The sequence below is a fragment of the Gammaproteobacteria bacterium CG11_big_fil_rev_8_21_14_0_20_46_22 genome (assembly GCA_002796245.1).
In the GTDB taxonomy this organism is placed as follows: domain Bacteria; phylum Pseudomonadota; class Gammaproteobacteria; order UBA12402; family UBA12402; genus 1-14-0-20-46-22.
The window spans coordinates 74,311-92,940 of sequence record PCWT01000016.1 but is presented as its reverse complement, the minus strand read 5'-3'; the positions used below and the strand labels follow the sequence as shown (position 1 = coordinate 92,940).

General features: G+C 40.0%; 22 protein-coding genes. 2 read left to right on the top strand and 20 right to left on the bottom strand.

Going from position 1 to position 18,630, the window contains the following annotated elements; all coding sequences use genetic code 11:
- Nucleotides 1–297: 297 nt before the first annotated feature.
- From COV52_02045 to COV52_02030, 4 genes are all read right to left on the bottom strand, one after another.
- Nucleotides 298–579 (bottom strand): YggU family protein, encoded by a 282-nt coding sequence (locus COV52_02045; GenBank protein ID PIR11897.1) that lies wholly within the window; start codon nt 577–579, stop codon nt 298–300.
- Nucleotides 580–638: 59 nt separating this feature from the next.
- Nucleotides 639–1,019 (bottom strand): hypothetical protein, encoded by a 381-nt coding sequence (locus COV52_02040; GenBank protein ID PIR11896.1) that lies wholly within the window; start codon nt 1,017–1,019, stop codon nt 639–641.
- Nucleotides 1,020–1,208: 189 nt separating this feature from the next.
- Nucleotides 1,209–1,748, bottom strand: coding sequence for an adenylate kinase (locus COV52_02035; GenBank protein PIR11895.1), 540 nt, complete (start codon nt 1,746–1,748; stop codon nt 1,209–1,211).
- 15 nt (nt 1,749–1,763) lie between these two features.
- Entirely contained in the window at nt 1,764–2,150 is a 387-nt protein-coding gene (locus COV52_02030) for a cupin (protein PIR11894.1), read from the bottom strand.
- Nucleotides 2,151–2,735: 585 nt separating this feature from the next.
- On the opposite strand from COV52_02030, the gene COV52_02025 reads away from it, so the two are divergent.
- Nucleotides 2,736–4,025, top strand: a complete 1,290-nt coding sequence (locus COV52_02025; protein ID PIR11893.1) for an integrase — start codon at nt 2,736–2,738, stop codon at nt 4,023–4,025.
- On the opposite strand, the gene COV52_02020 is transcribed toward COV52_02025, so the two are convergent.
- The 15 genes from COV52_02020 to COV52_01950 all read right to left on the bottom strand — a co-directional run bounded on the left by COV52_02020 (nt 4,022) and on the right by COV52_01950 (nt 16,397).
- Nucleotides 4,022–4,246 carry a DNA-binding protein gene (locus tag COV52_02020; GenBank protein PIR11892.1) on the bottom strand — a complete coding sequence of 75 codons (225 nt, stop codon included), beginning with the start codon at nt 4,244–4,246 and terminating at the stop codon, nt 4,022–4,024. The genes COV52_02025 and COV52_02020 overlap by 4 nt on opposite strands.
- A gap of 60 nt (nt 4,247–4,306) precedes the next feature.
- On the bottom strand, nt 4,307–5,326 hold the full coding sequence (locus COV52_02015; protein PIR11891.1) for a hypothetical protein: 1,020 nt from the start codon (nt 5,324–5,326) through the stop codon (nt 4,307–4,309).
- A 40-nt stretch (nt 5,327–5,366) separates the two neighbouring features.
- Entirely contained in the window at nt 5,367–6,599 is a 1,233-nt protein-coding gene (locus tag COV52_02010) for a hypothetical protein (protein ID PIR11890.1), read from the bottom strand.
- 166 nt (nt 6,600–6,765) lie between these two features.
- The gene (locus COV52_02005; GenBank protein ID PIR11889.1) at nt 6,766–7,323 is read right to left on the bottom strand and encodes a hypothetical protein; all 558 of its coding nucleotides are present in this window, start codon (nt 7,321–7,323) and stop codon (nt 6,766–6,768) included.
- Between the two features lie 96 nt (nt 7,324–7,419).
- Complete coding sequence (locus COV52_02000; GenBank protein ID PIR11888.1) at nt 7,420–7,803, bottom strand: hypothetical protein; 384 nt, start codon at nt 7,801–7,803, stop codon at nt 7,420–7,422.
- Between the two features lie 268 nt (nt 7,804–8,071).
- Nucleotides 8,072–8,371: a hypothetical protein gene (locus COV52_01995; protein PIR11887.1), complete on the bottom strand. Its 300-nt coding sequence runs from the start codon at nt 8,369–8,371 to the stop codon at nt 8,072–8,074.
- A 1-nt stretch (nt 8,372) separates the two neighbouring features.
- Nucleotides 8,373–8,708: a hypothetical protein gene (locus tag COV52_01990; protein ID PIR11886.1), complete on the bottom strand. Its 336-nt coding sequence runs from the start codon at nt 8,706–8,708 to the stop codon at nt 8,373–8,375.
- A 75-nt stretch (nt 8,709–8,783) separates the two neighbouring features.
- Nucleotides 8,784–9,419, bottom strand: a complete 636-nt coding sequence (locus COV52_01985; GenBank protein PIR11885.1) for a hypothetical protein — start codon at nt 9,417–9,419, stop codon at nt 8,784–8,786.
- 102 nt (nt 9,420–9,521) lie between these two features.
- Nucleotides 9,522–10,073, bottom strand: a complete 552-nt coding sequence (locus COV52_01980) for a hypothetical protein (GenBank protein PIR11884.1) — start codon at nt 10,071–10,073, stop codon at nt 9,522–9,524.
- Between the two features lie 402 nt (nt 10,074–10,475).
- On the bottom strand, nt 10,476–10,820 hold the full coding sequence (locus COV52_01975; protein ID PIR11883.1) for a hypothetical protein: 345 nt from the start codon (nt 10,818–10,820) through the stop codon (nt 10,476–10,478).
- A gap of 244 nt (nt 10,821–11,064) precedes the next feature.
- Nucleotides 11,065–11,901 carry a TIGR03761 family integrating conjugative element protein gene (locus COV52_01970; protein ID PIR11882.1) on the bottom strand — a complete coding sequence of 279 codons (837 nt, stop codon included), beginning with the start codon at nt 11,899–11,901 and terminating at the stop codon, nt 11,065–11,067.
- A 33-nt stretch (nt 11,902–11,934) separates the two neighbouring features.
- A complete protein-coding gene (locus COV52_01965; GenBank protein PIR11881.1) occupies nt 11,935–13,116 on the bottom strand; it encodes a hypothetical protein in 1,182 nt (393 codons plus the stop codon).
- Complete coding sequence (locus COV52_01960) at nt 13,082–13,711, bottom strand: hypothetical protein (GenBank protein ID PIR11880.1); 630 nt, start codon at nt 13,709–13,711, stop codon at nt 13,082–13,084. Before COV52_01960 ends, COV52_01965 begins: the two co-directional genes overlap by 35 nt.
- Nucleotides 13,712–13,734: 23 nt before the next feature.
- Nucleotides 13,735–15,744 (bottom strand): hypothetical protein, encoded by a 2,010-nt coding sequence (locus COV52_01955; protein ID PIR11879.1) that lies wholly within the window; start codon nt 15,742–15,744, stop codon nt 13,735–13,737.
- A 317-nt stretch (nt 15,745–16,061) separates the two neighbouring features.
- Nucleotides 16,062–16,397 carry a hypothetical protein gene (locus tag COV52_01950; GenBank protein PIR11878.1) on the bottom strand — a complete coding sequence of 112 codons (336 nt, stop codon included), beginning with the start codon at nt 16,395–16,397 and terminating at the stop codon, nt 16,062–16,064.
- A gap of 38 nt (nt 16,398–16,435) precedes the next feature.
- Between COV52_01950 and COV52_01945 the strand changes: the two genes are divergently transcribed.
- Nucleotides 16,436–16,990, top strand: coding sequence for a hypothetical protein (locus COV52_01945; protein ID PIR11877.1), 555 nt, complete (start codon nt 16,436–16,438; stop codon nt 16,988–16,990).
- Between the two features lie 6 nt (nt 16,991–16,996).
- Here COV52_01945 and COV52_01940 read toward each other — a convergent pair whose 3' ends face one another.
- Nucleotides 16,997–18,565: a hypothetical protein gene (locus COV52_01940; GenBank protein PIR11876.1), complete on the bottom strand. Its 1,569-nt coding sequence runs from the start codon at nt 18,563–18,565 to the stop codon at nt 16,997–16,999.
- Between the last annotated feature and the right edge of the window lie 65 nt (nt 18,566–18,630).

Sequence of the window (18,630 nt, the reverse complement as noted above, 5' to 3'; positions counted from 1 at the left end):
ATTTGTGGCCAAAGCGCTGAACTTGAGTCTTTCTGAAGTCGCTAAGTTTCGCAACGCGTTGCAGAAAAATAAATAAACTTTGCTCGCCATATTTTTGTAGCCCGGGTCGTGACCCGGGAAATTCCCCCCGGATTACGCGCTTCGCGCTAATCCAGGCTACATTTTTCTCAAGAAAATTTAGGCGGCCAGTTTTACAGGATGAGGAGAATTGGCCTGCATAAGCTGCCTATGCGGCAGTTAACGCCGATCAATCCAGCCAACGCTCAAAGTATTCTTTTAAAGCCGGCCATACACCATCTAAAATTTCTTATCAATCACCGCCATCACTTCTTCTAATGTTTTTTGAGAATCCATGATGCTCACCTGCTTTATACGAGAAATATCGCCTCTCAAGATTTCAACCTGTGACTGCTTAACCCCAAATACTTGCGCCAATAAAATAATTAATGCTTTGTTTGCCTTCCCTTTGACAGGCGACGCGTTTAAAGCAATTTTAACTGCATCATTTTGAATGCCTAAGATCTTGCTCTCTTTGGCATTCGGTTTAATGGTTACCTTAAAAGTGAGCTTGTTCTTCAAAGCAGTGCTCTTTGGCTATTATTGAAGTAGACTAAACGATTTTCTCTATATAATCCAAATCATGATGAATATTGATGCGATAACATTTTTGTAAATTTAGGTGTGGCACTGTGAACAATGCACGCACTTGTCTCAAATGGAACATGTGTTCTTCCTTCTCCACAGGATGGTTGATAAACATAACGCTGAACACATGCCGATCCATACGGCGTTTCATAACGCTTATTTTCCTTGGCCTTCGCCGTGTATTTTTTTTCGCCCATTTTTATGGGCGTGCCATCTGTGTCGAACTGAGATAAGGCTTTTTCTGTAGTGAGCGTACCAACTGCATTACAGGCCGCCATTATCTTTTCCTCTGCTTCCAGCATTGAACCAGAAATATCTACCGTTACTTGTAGCGTTAAATTTTTACCATCCTCAGAAACTATTTTCACCGGCATTTACTTGCTCCTTGCATTTCCATTTCAAAAAAACGGAGCAAGTATCGCATCCATCCTGTCTATTGACTATGGGTTTTTTCTACATCGTGCCGGAGCCGCATCCAAGCGCCTTATCTAAACGAGACTTGGTTATAGCCGATAATTCACCAGAATCAGAGTTAGGTGAACCTAATACGATAATGAGTTGTGCTAATCCAGGCATTTTAATTTCCAGTGTCGGTAATAATTTTTAAGTGTTACTAGATTTGGTATCTTCAGAACAATTCCATCAAAAGCTTTAAGTAAAGCTTGATACCTTGTGCGATTCTTCGGATAAGTAAATAAAATATACTTTAGCATAAACCACCTTAATTCTCTTTTAGCGCCGGGTAGTTTTCCAACTCTATCAGACTCAGCGAACAAGGAACGCTGAATGTATCGCCAGGCGGCTATAATAACATTCGCATCAAGCCAAATAACACTCGTTGCTAGCTTTAAACGTTCAGGCATACAAATACTGTAATTGCCTTCGATAATCCATTCACCCTGATCAAGCAATTTATTGTGATCTTTAATAAGCTCATCATCTGTGCGTCTTTTCCAATTAGTCTGTTCATGATGTGCCAGCAAGTCTAAATGGAAAACAGGAATATTGAGTTTTTTTGACAAGCAATTCGCTAACGTTGATTTGCCACTACTGCTGCAACCAATGATAACAATGCGTGTACCTAGCTGCTTAAGCTCAAACATAAAAATACTCTTTTCTCATTTCACCGTCGGCTTCCAAGCGCCTTGCTCAACATAGCTGGCTTCATCAGCACCAGACCAAGGTGGCATGGTGACACAAATAAACACTAAATCGCCTTCGTCACTTCGGTATTGAAAATCTGTGCCTAAAGGAATATCGATAGTCATGCCTGCTTCAAGTGGAGTGACTTTTTCTTCATGATTATTTCTACGCCAAATAGCCCCTTTACCAGATAAAACGTGCCAAAACTCACTCACTGTTTTATGCCGAACGGCTTTAGAAACGACTTTGTCTTTCAGTGTGCAGTGGGCAATACCACCATGCTCAGCACTCATTAACACTCTGACTTCTGCGCCGGCAGGTGAGGTGTGTTCATACTCTTTAGGAATTGATGTTGTCTGCATTAATCTGCTCCTTTCGTTTGCTTTATAGACTCAATCCAATGGTTAACTACATTTCATCGTCAATGTCATTCCAACGAACGACAGTGCGTGTGGCAATCTGGCTCATTAACCTGGAGATTGCCGCGTCGCTTCGCTCCTCGCAAAGACGGTAGCTACCCAGCTGTCCTGCCGAATGAGTCGAACTTGCCAATAATAGGATGTCGAAGGTTCGAATCAGCACAAATTATGCAGACATAAAAAAACACGCCGTTGGCGTGTCTTTTTATGTCTGGTGGGTCGTGAAGGATTCGAACCTTCGACCAATAGATTAAAAGTTAAGCATCCTTGATTCAACCACTGACTCCCTTATCCCCACCCAGCTTCACAACCACCCATAACTAATTGTTATTAAAGGGTTTTATATAAAGCCTCATTTAAACTTCACCGAGATTCGTCGCCGAATCCCGCCCTAGTTCCACGCTCGCTAGTATACAGAGAGTATACAATAAAATCCTATTGGGAAATAAGCTTTCAAAAGTATACAAACGATGCTATACTAGCGATAAATCAATAACTTATAGCGATTGTACCATAGGAACCAAGAACATGAAACGCGAAGAAATACTCAAGAATGTGATGAAAAAACTAACCAAGTCTTATGTAGACAATATGCCTATCCCCCCAACAAAAAATGGCAAGCACACTCAAAAAATTTACCGCGACCATACCCTTATTGGTTTTTCTGTACGGGTCTCTAGTACAGGAGAAAAAACCTTTATCGTTGACAAAAGGTCTCGCGGCAAACTCTATCGAATTATCATCGGCAAGCTCGGTGTCCTTACAGTCGATGAAGCACGAAAAAAAGCCCAAAAGTATCTGGGGCTAATTGCCGAAGGAATTGACCCCAGAGACGCGCAAAAAAGAGAGCAAATTGTGGGCACTACCCTACAAGAAGCTTTTGACGCAATGCTTGCAGCAAGAAAAAGCATGAAGGAACGCACTCGGTTTGATTACAAAAAAACTATGGAAAGAGAGTTTTCAGACTGGTCAGTGAAATCACTGACCAGCATCTCGTCTTCAGACGTTGAAACAAGACACTCTAAGATTGGGAAGCGCACCCCTGTGGGTGCGGATAACGCATTCAAGCTAATACGCGCTATTTTTAATTATGCGAAAGCGGCGTACAAAGACAGCAAAAACGAACCAATTATTAAAGTTAACCCGGTTGACATACTATCTGAGACACGCGCCTGGTATGGTACTCGCCGACGTAAATCAATCATTAAAATTGAGCAACTTCCAGCGTGGTATAAAACGGTAATGAGCCTGACCAATAATCGAAAAGGTAGCATTGCTACCACCGTCCGTGATTATTTAATAGCTGCATTGTTTATGGGTGATCGCAAAGGTGAATTGCAGCCTATTACTTGGGAACACAATGTTGATTTTGGCGCTAAGGTCGTAAACTTTTATGACACTAAAAACCATCTTGACTTTGTGCTACCCATGTCAGACTTTCTTTATGATCACTTTAAAAAACTAAAAAAAAGCTCAACCAGTCAGTTTGTTTTTCCAAATGCCGATGGAACGGCACCTTTTTCTAACCCTTATAAAGTCATCGCCCGTGTATCAAAGGAAAGTAAACGGCACATGAAGGATGGAAAACCCATTAAATTTACCATTCATGACTTGCGCCGCACCTTTATTACCACAGCAGAAGGATTAGATTTGTCGGCTTATACACTTAAACGCCTACTTAATCACAAGATGTCATCCGACGTAACGGCTGGATACATCATCACTGAAACCGAGCGTTTAAGAGAACCTATGCAGCGAATAACTAACTGTTTGCTCGCGATTATTAATGGTGAGTTTAAATCTTACAGTGATTACTAAAGGTTGGTTTGAGCGGTATTCTCATAGGTGGGCAGCGAATTAATCCACTCGATTAATTCTGCTTTTTCATAAACAGGCGTTCGCCCAATATAGCGAAATGGTGGGCCGCCACCCTCAGTGCGTCTACGCTCTAACCAACGCGGCTGCTTACAAAGTAATACAGCCGCGTCTTTTTGTGATAACAATTCAGGTATTTTAATATTCGGTGTATAGTCTTTCATAACGAACCTCTTATCATTGTTCTTTAAAGCTAAAATGGATAGTTCAAAGTAAAGAAGCCTTTATAAATCTAACGGCTTCGCTGCTTGCAAGAACTCAGGCAATCGAGCCTTTAACTGCTCTTGGCTAGCCGTACAGCGCATGCCTCGTCTTTGCCTTTCATAGTAATTTGAATAAGCCTCATAAGTGCCAAGCTCGCCTGCAATATTCTCAGGATGATCAGCAAAGTATTGCGATATACTATCTTGAGTACCATCATCTAGCGTATGCAACACGCTGTTTACCCAGTCTGTATTAGGTGAATCTTTTCTTTGAAAAATAACCACATCAACAGTAACTTTCGCATCATCAAATAGATCATTAGGTAGTCGATAAGCAGCTACCAGCTCGGCAAGCTCGCTAGTTTGCTTTCGTGAATGGCCATGCTTTTTATCAAGCACATAACTTGGCACTACCATTGCCAATAGCCCACCGTTTTTCAACAGGCGAATACTTTTTGCAATGAAATAATGGTGTATGAGCAAACCAGTCAAATCTTTATGTTGCTTGTCATACACTGAAAATGTTGCATAAGGCGGGTTTCCAATAATTAGGTCAAACTCGCTTTCATGAAAGTGCTGAAAGCCTTGATTAAGTATTTTAATGTCAGGATATAAGGCTTGAGCAATGTTGGCACTTAGGGGTTCTAACTCAACACCTGTAATATCGCTATTTTGACGAAGGTCTTCGGGCATTCGCTCAAAGAAAGCCCCGTGCCCACAGGCAGGTTCTAAAATTTTTCCTTGCTTAAATCCGAGCTTTTTCAATAAAGCATAAACAAAATCAATTAAAATATCGGGCGTATAATAGCCCGTACTTGTGCTTTTATTTAAGCGCTCTAGTTCGTCCATTTTTAAAAAATCAGCTAGATTAGTTTGAATAGCCTCTTGCTTTAAAGCTGTTCTCAGACCGCCAAAGCCTGTGTATGATTTTAACCCCTCAAGGTTTCCAGCTTTAAATTGGCGAAGTAACTCAATATTGGCATTGAGTCTTGCTTCGTTTAATGGAGTATTGTTTTCTGTTTGGCTCGCAGCTTGTGACATAGCATGTGCTCCTGTTTATGATTGTGGTTTGGTTTGGGATTTAAATCGCTTGAATAGCGCGGACACGAAATTTCAGCAGGCCAAGCAACCCGCTTAGCATGAGTATTGCTGATAGAAACGTTGGGATTTCAGGGTTTAAATAGTTCATCAGCGCAGTCATTAACCCGGTTAATGACCAAGAAGCTGCAAATACTGCGCCACTAACGCCCATCATTAAGCCCTGATGTTTTTCATCGGCCAACTCAGTAAATGAGGTGATAATGGCGTTGTATGCAAGTGCAGCAAAAATGGCTGAGGGTATAACGCATATCCATTGGTCTACAGCTTGTCTAAAAACAAGCGAAGCAATAATACCTAAACTTGCAATGCCTAGTCCTAGCATTGCTATACCTTTGTTGCTCATAAACTTTACAGTGACTCGTGTTAACAACCCTAAAGCAATGGAGAAACACACGCCCATAAAGCTAATAAACAAGCCTACTTGTAGGCTGGTGTAGCCAAAATGTTTTGTGAGATATAAAGGTAGGTTTTGAAAATATAGGCTCCAGCCCAGCATAAAGCATAAAAAAACAAGCGCCAGTGTCCTAATCCCAGGATTTTTAAACGCATATAAAAATAAATTAAAACCTTTTGTTAATTGTATTTTGTTTTGATGCTGTGGTTTAAAAGTTTCATTGAATGACCGCCTTAACCAGGCCGAATTAATGAGTGCAAGTAATGTCGCAACTAGAAACGGTGCAACATAGTTTTCATCGTGCGCTAGTGGTAAATTTGAAAGTGACCCGCCAATGATCGGCCCAAATACAACACCCAGAGCAATCGCTAAAATAATAAATGACATGGTAATTGTGCGTTGCTTGCCTGTTGTTATATCAGCAATAGCTGCTTGGGCTATCGGCTGGCTTCCAGCCATTAATCCACAGAAAAAACGCCCGAATAACAGCAAACTAATACTCGTTATTGCAACGCCTAATCCTGAAAGCACATAACCAACGGCTGCGCCTAATAAACAAGTCAAAATGATTCGCTTACGTCCAAATCTGTCGGAAAGATCACCAAGAATTGGTGCGCCAAAAAACATACCTAACGGGTATAGCAATAAGGTTAATCCATAAAAAATATTGCGGGCAAACAATGATGTATCAGCAGGTAGCATTGGACTATGCGTGTTTAGCATTAATGATGTAACAACAGGCAGGACAAGTGCCATGCCCATTGCATCAATAATAATAACTAAAAATAAAGGTATAATAATCGATAGGTTTTTCGACATGAAAGTTCCTCTATTATGATTTTGAATTTAAAAATGCTAGATACCGCACAACAAAGCTCTCAGAGCTTGAAAGCTTTGTTGTGCGGGCTAGAAATGAAAAAGGAACCCCGCATGTTAATTGCGGGGTTATTGAAAAAAGCAAAAAAATCGTTTAAGTAATTAATAATTACCAGTTACGAAATCCATGCTCGTAAAAACTGTAAACTTGATCAGCAGCAATAATGAAGTGGTCAAGAACAGAAACATCTATCAACTTTAACAACTTTGCTAATTTTTCTGTGACATCAACATCGCTGTCACTTGGCTCATAATCCCCAGATGGGTGATTATGAGCCAATATAATAGCAGCAGCATTGTGCTCAATTGCTCTCCGAAGAATTTCCCTAGGAAAAACTTCAGCGCTTTTGATTGATCCTTGAAAAATTTTTTCAAAGCATATTAGTTTATTTTTGTTTGTTAAAAACATTACGCAAAACACTTCTGATTTTTCAGATGCAAGTTCTAAGCTTAAATAATCTCTAACTGAATCTGAGTTGGAAATGCTTATTGTGTATGTTTTTAACTTCTGATAAAGAAACGTTTTAGCCGCTTCAATAATCTCATCCGAGGTCACCTCGCGCTGAACGCAAAATGTATTATCTTTGGTTAAAATAAATGGACGTAAAAAATTATGGCTATAAAAGTTATCTTTATCACTGTGTGCACAGTTTAATTTATTCATCATTAACTCTCCTTTGAGTTTTATAGAAATACAAAGGAGAAACCCCAGGGGATTCCTCCCCTGTGGGCATTAAGAAAAAAAGATTAAAAATCTTTTCAGTTACAGTGACTCGTCTGAATCATCCGAATCATCGTCCTCATCATCTTCATCAAGGTATTCACCTTGTGTGATCTCATAGGCAATACGCTCGGCTGCATACCAAACAAGTAAGTTTTTATATTGCTCATCGCTGGCAACGTCATCGGCACCATTAAATGATGCTATAACGTCTGAGCAATTTTTCATTCCAAACGATTGACGATCTTCTTCTAACATATCCCAAATTTCATCATGGTATCTGTTATATAATGCAGTTGTCTCATGGTAGTATATCAATCCACCATAGCCATTAACTGCACCATAATTTGAAAGATCAGCCAACTCATTGTGGCTAAATTGGTTTTTCATCCAATCGCAGAACGTTTTACACTGATTTTCAATCATTTTATTTCTCCTTTGAACTTAAAAAAGCCAAGGAGAAAACCGCCAAAGGCGTGTTTTCACCTTGGCGGTTAGTAGTAAATGATTTAAACTGTTTGTACCTTGGGCAACCGTCATGGAAGACACTCCGGCGGCAGGGATTGCCGTCTCCAAGGTGCAAAAGTAGTCAATCACAAAAATTAAGTAGTCAGTTTCCTCACCACTTAAGTAGGTCGATTTATTATTTTAAGTAGTTATTATTATTGAGTAGTAAAAAAAACAAAGCCACAACCTAGTGGCTATGGCTCTGTTTCAAGGGTGGCAAGGCATTCTGGTTTGAATACTTTACCGAAAATATCATTTCCTTCTGTGTTAACTCACCCATTTGAGTAGGCAAATTAAAGCATTCAGAAAATGATTGGTTAAATAGCGAACTAAATATCTCATCAACGGCTTGTTGTTGAGAGTAGCTAAAGTTCGCATATAAATGCGCAAGCCGATTTTCAAGCTCAGCTCGTACACTAGGGTGCTTATCCATGACAACATGGAAAAGCACATCAAATATAAAGTTAACGCCTTGGGATTGATTCATGTTAATTGCTCCCGTTTCGATGACTAAAACATTGCTTGGCCATAGGACAGATCAAGTCACGAAAGACTGAGTTAGCTTGCTCAACAACAGGTAATTGCGATAATGCTTTTATCAACAAGGTTGACTGCCTTTGAGCTTCAGCTATTTTATTTTTTCGTAACTGCGCTTGCTGAAACGCTTTTGCTTTTTGAGCAGCACTGATCAAACGATCCAACTGGTCAGCTTCAAGCACTACGCTATAACCTCGTGAGGTTTTTATAGGCATAACACTTGTTTTTTCTTTGAAAAGAATACCCGCATCGCAGGCGATAACTAGCTTAGTAAATTTAATCGTCATAGTGACATCCTCCTTTTATTTAAAAATAAAGAGAGGACACAACCCATTAGCGAGAGGTGTCCTCCCGCATGGGGTTTAGTTAATGAGAGAAAACTTTGGAAATAACGGATAATCTTGCAGCTTAATCGTCGCAAGTTTCCTAACCAAACCTAATTGGCAAGTGTTGACAATATCATTGTAATAATGTTGCCAAGTGCTGATATTGCTATATTGCATATCGTCAGCCAATGTATAACGCTGGTCTTCGTCATGCTCTAAATACAGCGTTTTAAAATCAGCATATTCTTCACTTGCTGAATCATAGGTTCTAATGAGTATTGCATCGATGCTAATACAAGATTGGCAAACACAGAGTAGCCAGTCTACCAGTTCAGAACTGGTAAATGACCATGACACAGTGTTTTTCCCGTCATAGCGTAGTTGATCTTTAAGGGCTGGTTTATTTGCCCAATGCTTTAAATAACGCAATTGCGCTTTTAAATGATCAACGCTAACACCCATCAAACCATAAGGTATGATATTATTTCGATAACACACATCTAAACCTTGTTGGTCTATCTGGTGAATAAGTTCCTCAAACCCTATCAAAGCAAGCTCAATACAAATTAACTCGTGATAGTTTAGTTCTATGTGAGTTAATACGCCGGATTCTTGCTTTTCAAGGTGGATTATTTGAGGCTGATTAGCCTGTCTAATTGCAGTTTGATACATAGCTTTTACTCCTGGATATTAGAAAAAAAAGCCCCTGAAAGAATAATCAATCAAGGGCTTTGCATAGTTCGCTTAAAAAAGCGGATAACCTGTCAGGAAAAGTTACTTTTTTCGGCTGACTCGTGACCTTTTTGCACGAGAAGCTGATTTTCTATCGTTACTTTTACGTCTTGGTTTTCTCACTTCTTCTTCTGCATCCTCGTATTCATCTGCGTCAGCTTCTGAATCCTCGTCTGCATTTTTCGCTTTAGGTACGTGTCTAACTTCGATATCGTTAGCCGTTACGTGAGCTTTATGGCGAACTTCGCCAGTTTCTTCATCCACATGAAACGTGAAAACCAGACTATCTGGCATAAAGTTTATTAACATACCTTTTTCAAGGTCTTCGACTGCTTCAAGCAATTCTTCATCATAAACTTTCACGTTAGCAATGAGATCAAGCTTTTTATCATCACTAGATCGTTTCTCACGGCGTTTAAATTTTTTATTACCGTCAGATTTTTGCATTCTAGCGCAATACACAACTAACAAAGCATATTCTTGACCATCGTTCGTTGTATTGAACTCTGGCTCAGTTGCTAAGTTACCTGAAAAGCCATACTCAGGGTTAAAGCTATAACTAGCACGTTTTACATTTTTAGATTTAACGCTCATTGTCGTTCTCCTTTAAAGTTTAAAAAAACCCAAAGAGAACAACGAGCATTCCCAAGGGAATAAACATTATTCCCATTGGGGTTACTAAAAAAGCTACTATCAAAATGACAGTAGCGGTTTATTGGAACATTCAATTATAAAAACCAAGGTCTTTATCACTGAACACATTGGTATCGTTTAGCCGAAACTAAACGAGCAGGTTTTCATACCGAGCCTGCGCACCACAGATTTTTTGGTCGTTGTGGTCACGACACGTTGAAATCATTAAACCGTAATGAGTGCATAAATAGATGCACTCAAATTAGCACTTAATTTAAAGTGCTAGCTTGAGTACACCACAGATTAAAAATCGGCCAGACAGTGCTGGCCGATAGAGGGTGTAGTCAACGCAACAAATGTTACTCAGTGTGTTCGTCTTGGTTCTAACGGTAGCGTATCGCTATCGCCTAAAACAAACCCACCAGAGTTTTTTAAAAAACCCATAAAGCATGCGAGTAAATACCGCAAGCCACGGCTTCTTGTGCTGTTCGCCTCAGCGAGCGCTACAATAGCCAGAGTTCTTGCTTGTTGCGGTGTAAAGTAAAGATAAGCCCCCGTATTTTTATTGATTCGCTTAGCGTAATGCTCAATCAAATAAAACGTTTGAGTGCTTTTCATTAAACGACTTAAATGCTCAGTATCAATATCAAAAGAACGTACCTTTTGATCATTTCGACAAGCATAAAAGCGTAGCTTCACATTTTTCATGTCATTCTCCTTTTGCAAAAGAAATCGCAGCAGGAAAACAACACAGCCCTGGTGGGGTTGGCATTTTCCCACCAGGGTCATTGACTTAGGTCATTTCAAAATGAAATGACCGCTAAACAATACAAGACATTTATTTTTTATAGCCTTGTATCACAATGGCGCATGATTTACTTATCATGGTTAAGTTTTCACGCCTAGCTTAACTCTCTCAACGTTAGCATCGGTTGAGAGCACGATGACAAGATCAATCTGATTGGTTTAATTTAGGAGCTGGTTCAGATTGTTCTTGGTTTTTTTTATCATTGTTTTTAGTTGATTGTGGGTTGTCTTTCTTATCCTCCGATGTTGCTTGGTCAGTTGCTTCTTGAGCTGGAATAATGATCGGTGCAAATGGCGAGCGTATCTTAGCCTCTATCACATCTTTTGGTAATTTACCCATCTTTGCTTCAGCAGCTTTGGCATTGTCATTGTTTTTTTCTACGTCAAGCCGAGTCACCGAAAATGCTGCCCACTGAAAAGGTAGTCTAAATAACTCAATGATCTGCTTCTTCCATGCTTGTTGAATGACACTGTAAGGCTCATCGAATAAAATACCGATTTGTCTTGCTGTTAAGAGTATTCGCATAAGCTCGTCATAATCAGCAATAAGACTGCCACCTAAAAAACCATATTGCGTGCCAAACCGTAAAGGATGACTTGACGGTTTACTTGAAGTAAACAGCTCAACGTCCAAACGATTTTTTTGGTTTGCTGATTCAAGCTGTTGACGGTATTGACTGACAGCAGCAAGTAGTTGCTGTCGAACTTTTGCTAATCTGTCATAGGCGCGTAATAGAAACCAGTCTGCGTAAGGGTTATCTTTTTTTGCAGCGAGCCAGATTTCTGTCATTCTTCCACCAAACTGTAATAGATCGGTGGTGCGTTTTCTGCCTTCTTTTGTACCAATAAAAAGCTGTTGTGCAGCACTGGTATGCAAAGTCAGTTTCACATTACCTGTCAATCTTGCTGGCTTTTTAAGTGATGAATTATTTTGTTGTGGTTTCGTCTCAATCGACAATTGAGTGTCATTCGCTTGTGACATAATAGATCACCTCTTTATAGTTAATCATTTTTCTTAAGTATTTAATAAATCAATCGATAGGTTTTCATTGATGGGTATTGTTTTGTTGTTGCCAAGTAAATCACTGGCACTAATAACAATACCGGATAATGTATTTCGATCTTCCCATCGACCCCAGTAATAAGTATGGATACGTGAGCCTTGTTCGTTTTTTATCAACTTTTCATGCTTTTTAATTTTTTTCGTGAGTCCAGGCCGTTGTAACCAAATGGCATGATCGGCTGAAAAGCCACGTTGCTTGGCTTTTTCTTGTATAAAAGCATCGACTGCTTCGGGGATACAAATAAGCAAACCTTCTTTGATACTTTGAACAATACTCTCAGGCTGATTAATATCGATCTGTTCTTCTAATAATGATTTCTTCAACCAATTCCAAAAAGTAGCGGCTTCAAACTTTGGCACATCTTGTTGTGCTTCGCTTGAAACTTGTGGTGTCTCATTCGCTTTCGCACTTGGCGTATTGAGCGTGCTTAAATTTATTTCCTTAATGGCTTTAATATCGTTCGGTAGCGCATATTTCTCTGAGCTTTTAATTTTTTCTTCTTTGCCTTCTTCCTGCGTAGAAACAGCAGGCTCAGTAATCGTTGCTTTTTGTATCGCTAACTCTGCTGATACTTGCGTTTTTTGTTCTTGTGGCAAACTTATTTCAGGCACTACAGCAGGGTCTTCTTCAACAATCTCAGAAAAGATATTATTTGCACTGTTACTATCTAAGTAAGCTGACCATAACGCAAATAAACGCTCGTTACGCTGTAACCAGTCGTAGCCTTGTTTGGGTAAAAGCGCTTTTGCTAAGCTTTGCCGAACCGTGCTGCTGCATTGATTGAGCAATGCAGCGCTGAATACGGAAAATGTCCATTCCTCACGCTCTCTAAAAATGACTTCACTATCCGCACCCAGCGGTAATAAATAACCTCGTCGCCGCTTTAGTGCTAAAACGACGGGGTTTAGTTTATTTACTAGCAATTCTGATTCAACTGGTTGGTTAGGCTCGCTGAGATAATCAAAATATCGTGTGATACTTTGCTCATAAAGCAGCTTAAAGTCAGCTTGCGTCACGCCAGAGAGCTGCTGAATTTGGTTTAAGTATTTTTTTAAAACCAAAGAACCCTCAGAAGTGGTAGCCAATGTTTCAAGCCTTTCATTGCTTTTGTTTTGTTTTTTCTTGTTGAACATATTGGCCACCTTGAACACCTAACTGTTTTACAATGGCGGCAAGTAGTTGGTAAGGTTGTTCACCTGTCAGTGTAATGGTTTGGCCTCGGCCATTAGATTCCCTAAAGACTAATACAGGTAAATAAATACCACCTTGCACGGCATGTTTTTCGACTAGCTGAATGTTTTGATTAATTTGCTGCTGAATAGCGGCTGTTTGCATTTTATTAAACATCGCTTGTGTGTTTAAACCTAATTGCGTTGCAATCGTTTTAGCATCATTTAACGTTGGTGCTTCCTGTAAAAACATAAGGCGTTGATGCTCGGCTTGCCATTGGTTTTCTGTTTGCGCAGCTAGCGCAAAACTCGCTACACCACGAGACGCAGGTGTCAGTAAAGGTGTCACACGATGAACCACTTTTAAATTGGGGTTTTGTTTTTCTAATTGCTCAATAACAGACTCCATGCGGCGGCAATGAGGACACTCATAATCAAAATACTCAACGAGTGTTACACATCCATGTGGATTGCCTGTGACAGGCGCTGCAAAGCAAAGCTTAATGCTGAATACAAATAGAATGGCAAAAACCAATCGAAATAATATCGGGTTCATCATGTTATTCACCTTATTTTTATTTATTAAAGACTCGGTTTACCGCTGCGCTCCCAAGTCGTGAAGTCACAGGTTGGGTATTGGCTACAACCCCAAAAGAATTTACCTTTTTTACTTTTCAATCGCCTCAAAGGTGATTCACATTTTGGGCACAAATAGACTGTGCCATTGTGTGTTTCAGATTGAAGTTGCAGTGTAGCGGCTTGCTTTTTTGTGCCTTCATTTTGTAGTTGCGCTAACATTTCTTTTAGCAGTGTTATTTGGGCATTAACAAAGTCATCCAGTTTTCCCTTGCCTTCAGCAATTTGTTCAAGCTGCTGCTCCCATTGTGCTGTTAAGACGGGATTTTTAACTAAGTCGGGTACTAAATCAATGAGCGCTCGACCTTTGTCAGTCGATAACACTTGTTTTGATTTTCTTTGTAAATAACCTCGTTTAAATAACACTTCTATGATGTTGGCACGGGTAGCCTCTGTGCCGATACCTTTGCTATTTTTAAGCACTTTTTTAAGTGTCTCATCATCAACCAATTTACCCGCCGTTTTCATTGCTTCAATCAGTGTGCCTTCGCTAAAACGTGCAGGTGGCTTGGTTTGCTTGGCTTCAACGTTAGTTTCTTGATTATTAACACCGTCACCTTTGGTTAAGTCCGGTATAACAGCGTTTGCAGTTTCTTCACTGGATTCGGTTTCTTCATCGAGCACATTGTTGTTAAACGCTTCCTTCCAGCCAGGTTTCACAGGTGTATTACCTGTGGCGGTAAATAGTTCACCCGCACAATTAACTTCAATTTGGCGTTGACGATATTCATAATCACCCATGAATTGCGCTAGGTATTGTCGTCGTATTAAGTCGTAAACCTTCAGTTCTTCCGTTGACATCTGATTCATATCAACACCTTCATTCATTGTTGGAATGATGGCATGGTGAGCCGTGATTTTTTTATCGTTCCAAACCGATGATTTAAACGTAATCTCACAATGCGCCATTAAACTTTTCAGGCCAAAATCGATTTGACTCAGTGCGGCAGTGATGGTTGCTGCTTCTTTAAACTGATCTTCCGGTAAATAACCGCAATCGGTTCTTGGGTACGTGGTTGCTTTGTGTTTTTCATAAAGTGATTGTGCGGTTTCTAACACCTGTTTAGCGGAATAGCCAAATAAGCTAGAGGCTTTTTTTTGTAAAGCCGATAGAGAAAAGCAAAGTGGTGCTTTTTGTTTCTTATTCGTTTCTTTAAAACTTGTGACAGTGCCGGGTTCTTCATCAACTTTTGCGGCCACGTTCTCAACGACCTGTTGATTAAGGCAATGCCCTTGATCATCCAGCACCGCTTCCGGTGCTTTCCACATTGTCCAAAAGTCTGCATTATCTTTTGTTGCAAATAATGCTCTTAACACGAAATAGTCTTGTGGTTTAAAATTTTCAATAGTACGGTCACGATCCACGACTAATTTTAGCGTTGGTGTTTGTACGCGACCTATGGATAAAACACCATTAACGCCGTATAAAGCGCTAGCGCCCATTGTTAAATTCATACCAATGGCATAATCACTACGGGAGCGTGCCATTGCTGCATAGTAAAGATTTTCAGTTTCTTTACCGGGCTTAATGTTGTTTAAGGCTTTTTGAATTGAGCTGTCATCAAGTGCTGATAGCCATAAGCGTTCTATTTTTCCCTGATATTGGCATTCATCTAAGATTTCTCTTACGATGCTTTCACCTTCACGATCAGGGTCAGATGCGACGCAAACGTGATCGGCTTTCTTCAGTAATTGTTTAATTACGTTAAATTGTTTTTTTGTTCTTGAAGAAACCAGCATTTTCCATTGATCTGGTACAACGGGTAATTTTTCAATTCGCCACGGTTTGATGTCGGGGCGATAATACTCAGGTGGTGCAAGTTCTAATAAATGCCCCACACACCAAGTAATTTGGTAGCCGTTGCCTTCCAAGTATCCATCCTGTCGCCCAGTTGCTTTTAGATTGCGTGCTATATCACGCGCTTGCGATGGTTTCTCACAAATCATTAAAATCATGGTGTCCTCACTGTCGTTCGTCGAAAGGTTAATATGATGAAACCGCTAGACAGTGAATCTTTAAAGAAAAACAAAAAAGCCTCGTGCTTTTGGCAGGAGGCTTTGTTTGGATTTTTCAACAGTACCGTCACAGTATAGCGATTTCGGTCTTTTTTTGCAAGTCTTTTTTCAAAAAAATTATTATTAATCAATGTATTAGGGGAATACGGTATTGGTTCGGGGAATATGGTATTCATTCGGGGTAATGATTTTTTTTCGTTTTTTTACCCGGTTGTGAGACTAAAGGGAATACGGTATTCATTCGGGGAATACGGTTACTATAGCCATACAAATAAATGCCCTAATAGGTTATAAACAAAAAATATTTCGATAAACGCGAATAAAGCCAACAGCTTAAGACGTTGATTCGATAAATAAAGTATTGTTTCAGCCCGCCACTTTTGCCTTATGCCCACAAATTCGATAAAATATGGCCATATTATAAGCACTAAAGTGTAGAGTCCGTATCGCCATAGGCTAAGTGCCCAGTGATACTGAGCAAGGACTTGCGATAGTTTTGATGCCGAGCTATGCTCCACACAGACATGACCAAAAAATAACAAGCCTAAACAGGCAATAATCGTTATGCCGAGTATTTTAAAGAGTGTTGACATGGTAATGCACCTTTATTGTTTTTTAGGAAGTAAAGAGAATGAGCGCCACACAATGGCTACATTTCATTAACCCGTTTATCGTGATCACGATAGCGCTTGCGCTTGTCGCTTCGATTCCTGTTTCAAGTAAGTTAAGTAAAGAATTTGGTTTATCTAAAAAGCCGCTTGCATGGAAAAAAGCACTGTTTGTACTTTTTGTTGCTACTGCTTTTGCTTGGCTATTAGCTCGGATAGCTCCACACTTTGCAGAGCTACCACAAGTTAAAGTTAATTTAATTGCAACTAGCCAGCTTGGATTGACCATTACGTTAGTTGCGGTAGGCATTGTCATACTAAGACGACTTTTTCAGCGCAACAATTGTTTTTCACTGCTGTTGATTTTGTTAAAAAATTATTTCCCATTATTCGCCAAGACAGCAGGTTTTTTTGCTGCTGCTGTCGGTACAGTCTTTGTCGATTCTTTAGATGATAAAAGTTTTGCAAAAAACCAATCAAAGAGTCGAACACTGACTGATGAAGAAAAAGTTTTGCGAACAATGAAAACTAATCACAAAGGTGATTATTGCGATGAAGACAAGCTAAACTGGTATTAGTCCAGTTTACTTGCCTTTCGTAGCAATAAATTTTATTGCTTTCATGGCAAAATCTCGTGCCATTGAGCCGCCTTCCTGTCCTGATTCACTAGCAGGTAACTGCATTTGTCCAACTGTGTTGGCAATAGCATTACTCACTTTTAATCCTGCCCATGAGCATAGGATTAAAAACAACATTGGCAGTGCAATATACATTGTGCCAACAATGAAATGCACCAAAGTTGCATCTAAGCCGCTACCACCTTGTAATAACTCATGCCATGATGGGATGATTTTATTAGGGTCAGTCGGATAGAGTGCGCCAATTAGCTCATTGTTAATGTAATTGACAAAGTGCCATAGATAAGACCAAAACGTTACCGAAAAGATAATCGCTGAGCCTGTGATGATAAAGTGCAAGCGATAGCTTGAAAACGGTATCATTATCGCAAGAAGCGCATAGATGGCTAACAAGAGCAACGCTTGAATCACAGGTAATGCGTTAATCAATAGATAGAGTTTCGGGTAGTAAGTAAATTGATGACTGGCTATACCAAGTTCGCCTGCTAAATGTACATACCAATGCGAACCATTCGTATCATTCAACGATTCATAACCTCGTGGTATATCGCTTGACTCAGACATACCAGGGTCAAATGAATGCTGTATAAGGCTTCGAACACCTATATCGGCTAAATCTTTTGAATCACCCAGGTGAGTAATATCCTGTAAATACGATGGTGGTAATGCCTTTTCAAGTTTGGCATTTAAGCCATTCTCAGGGTCGCTCCACCAAGCTCGACAGTTAGGTTGCCCCCACTTGGAATGATCGCTGACTTGGCCTTCGTATTGATCACGTTCGGCATCAAATAAAAAGCCAGGGATAGGTTCTTGTGCTGCAAATGAGTCGTAGAAACCCGGTGTCGTTAAGAAAGCTTGAGAGCCTAACCAGCCTATGTCATCTTTGCCATAAGTGGCTTGCGCTTGCTTTATGCTTCCTTGTTGGCTTTCGCTTAAATTACCAGACATATATTTACTGTAAGCAGGAATATAGCAGTCATTGTAAAATTCGACCGTTTCTTTCTTTAGTGCTGGACTGCTAATATTGCTTAAATTCAGTTGATCTTGTAATGCCTGATAATCAATGGGTGAACAGCTTAAGCCTTCACTGGCTGCGTGTGTAAAACCATTAGAGACCGCCATGACTAAGTACCAAATGATGGGAACTTTTACCCCAGTGGGTACTTTAAATTTATTGTCATACGTCGTGCCTGTATGCCCCGGCGTTGCCACCTGTGCATTAGCCACACAGGCAGGTTCATAATGCAACACTTGAGGGTCAAGTGGCACTGTGGGTACACAGCAAAACTCGATAATCAATAATGCGCCAATCGTTTGTATCATTAATCGACGTAATGCAATAACGGCGGCGCTTTTGGGTTCTTGGGACTCAAAAGGTTCTAAAAAACTTTTTAGCACAATGCCAATGAACGGAATAAAAACTAGCCCTGTACCGACCATTAGGCTCCATAGATTTTGATATTGTTGCCAGCCTATTAAGGTCGTATACAAAGCTAGATAACCTGTAACGCTCATGATGGTATACCTCAATGAATGTTTAAAATAAAAGTTGTTTTTTTAATACCTCTTATAAAAAGGCA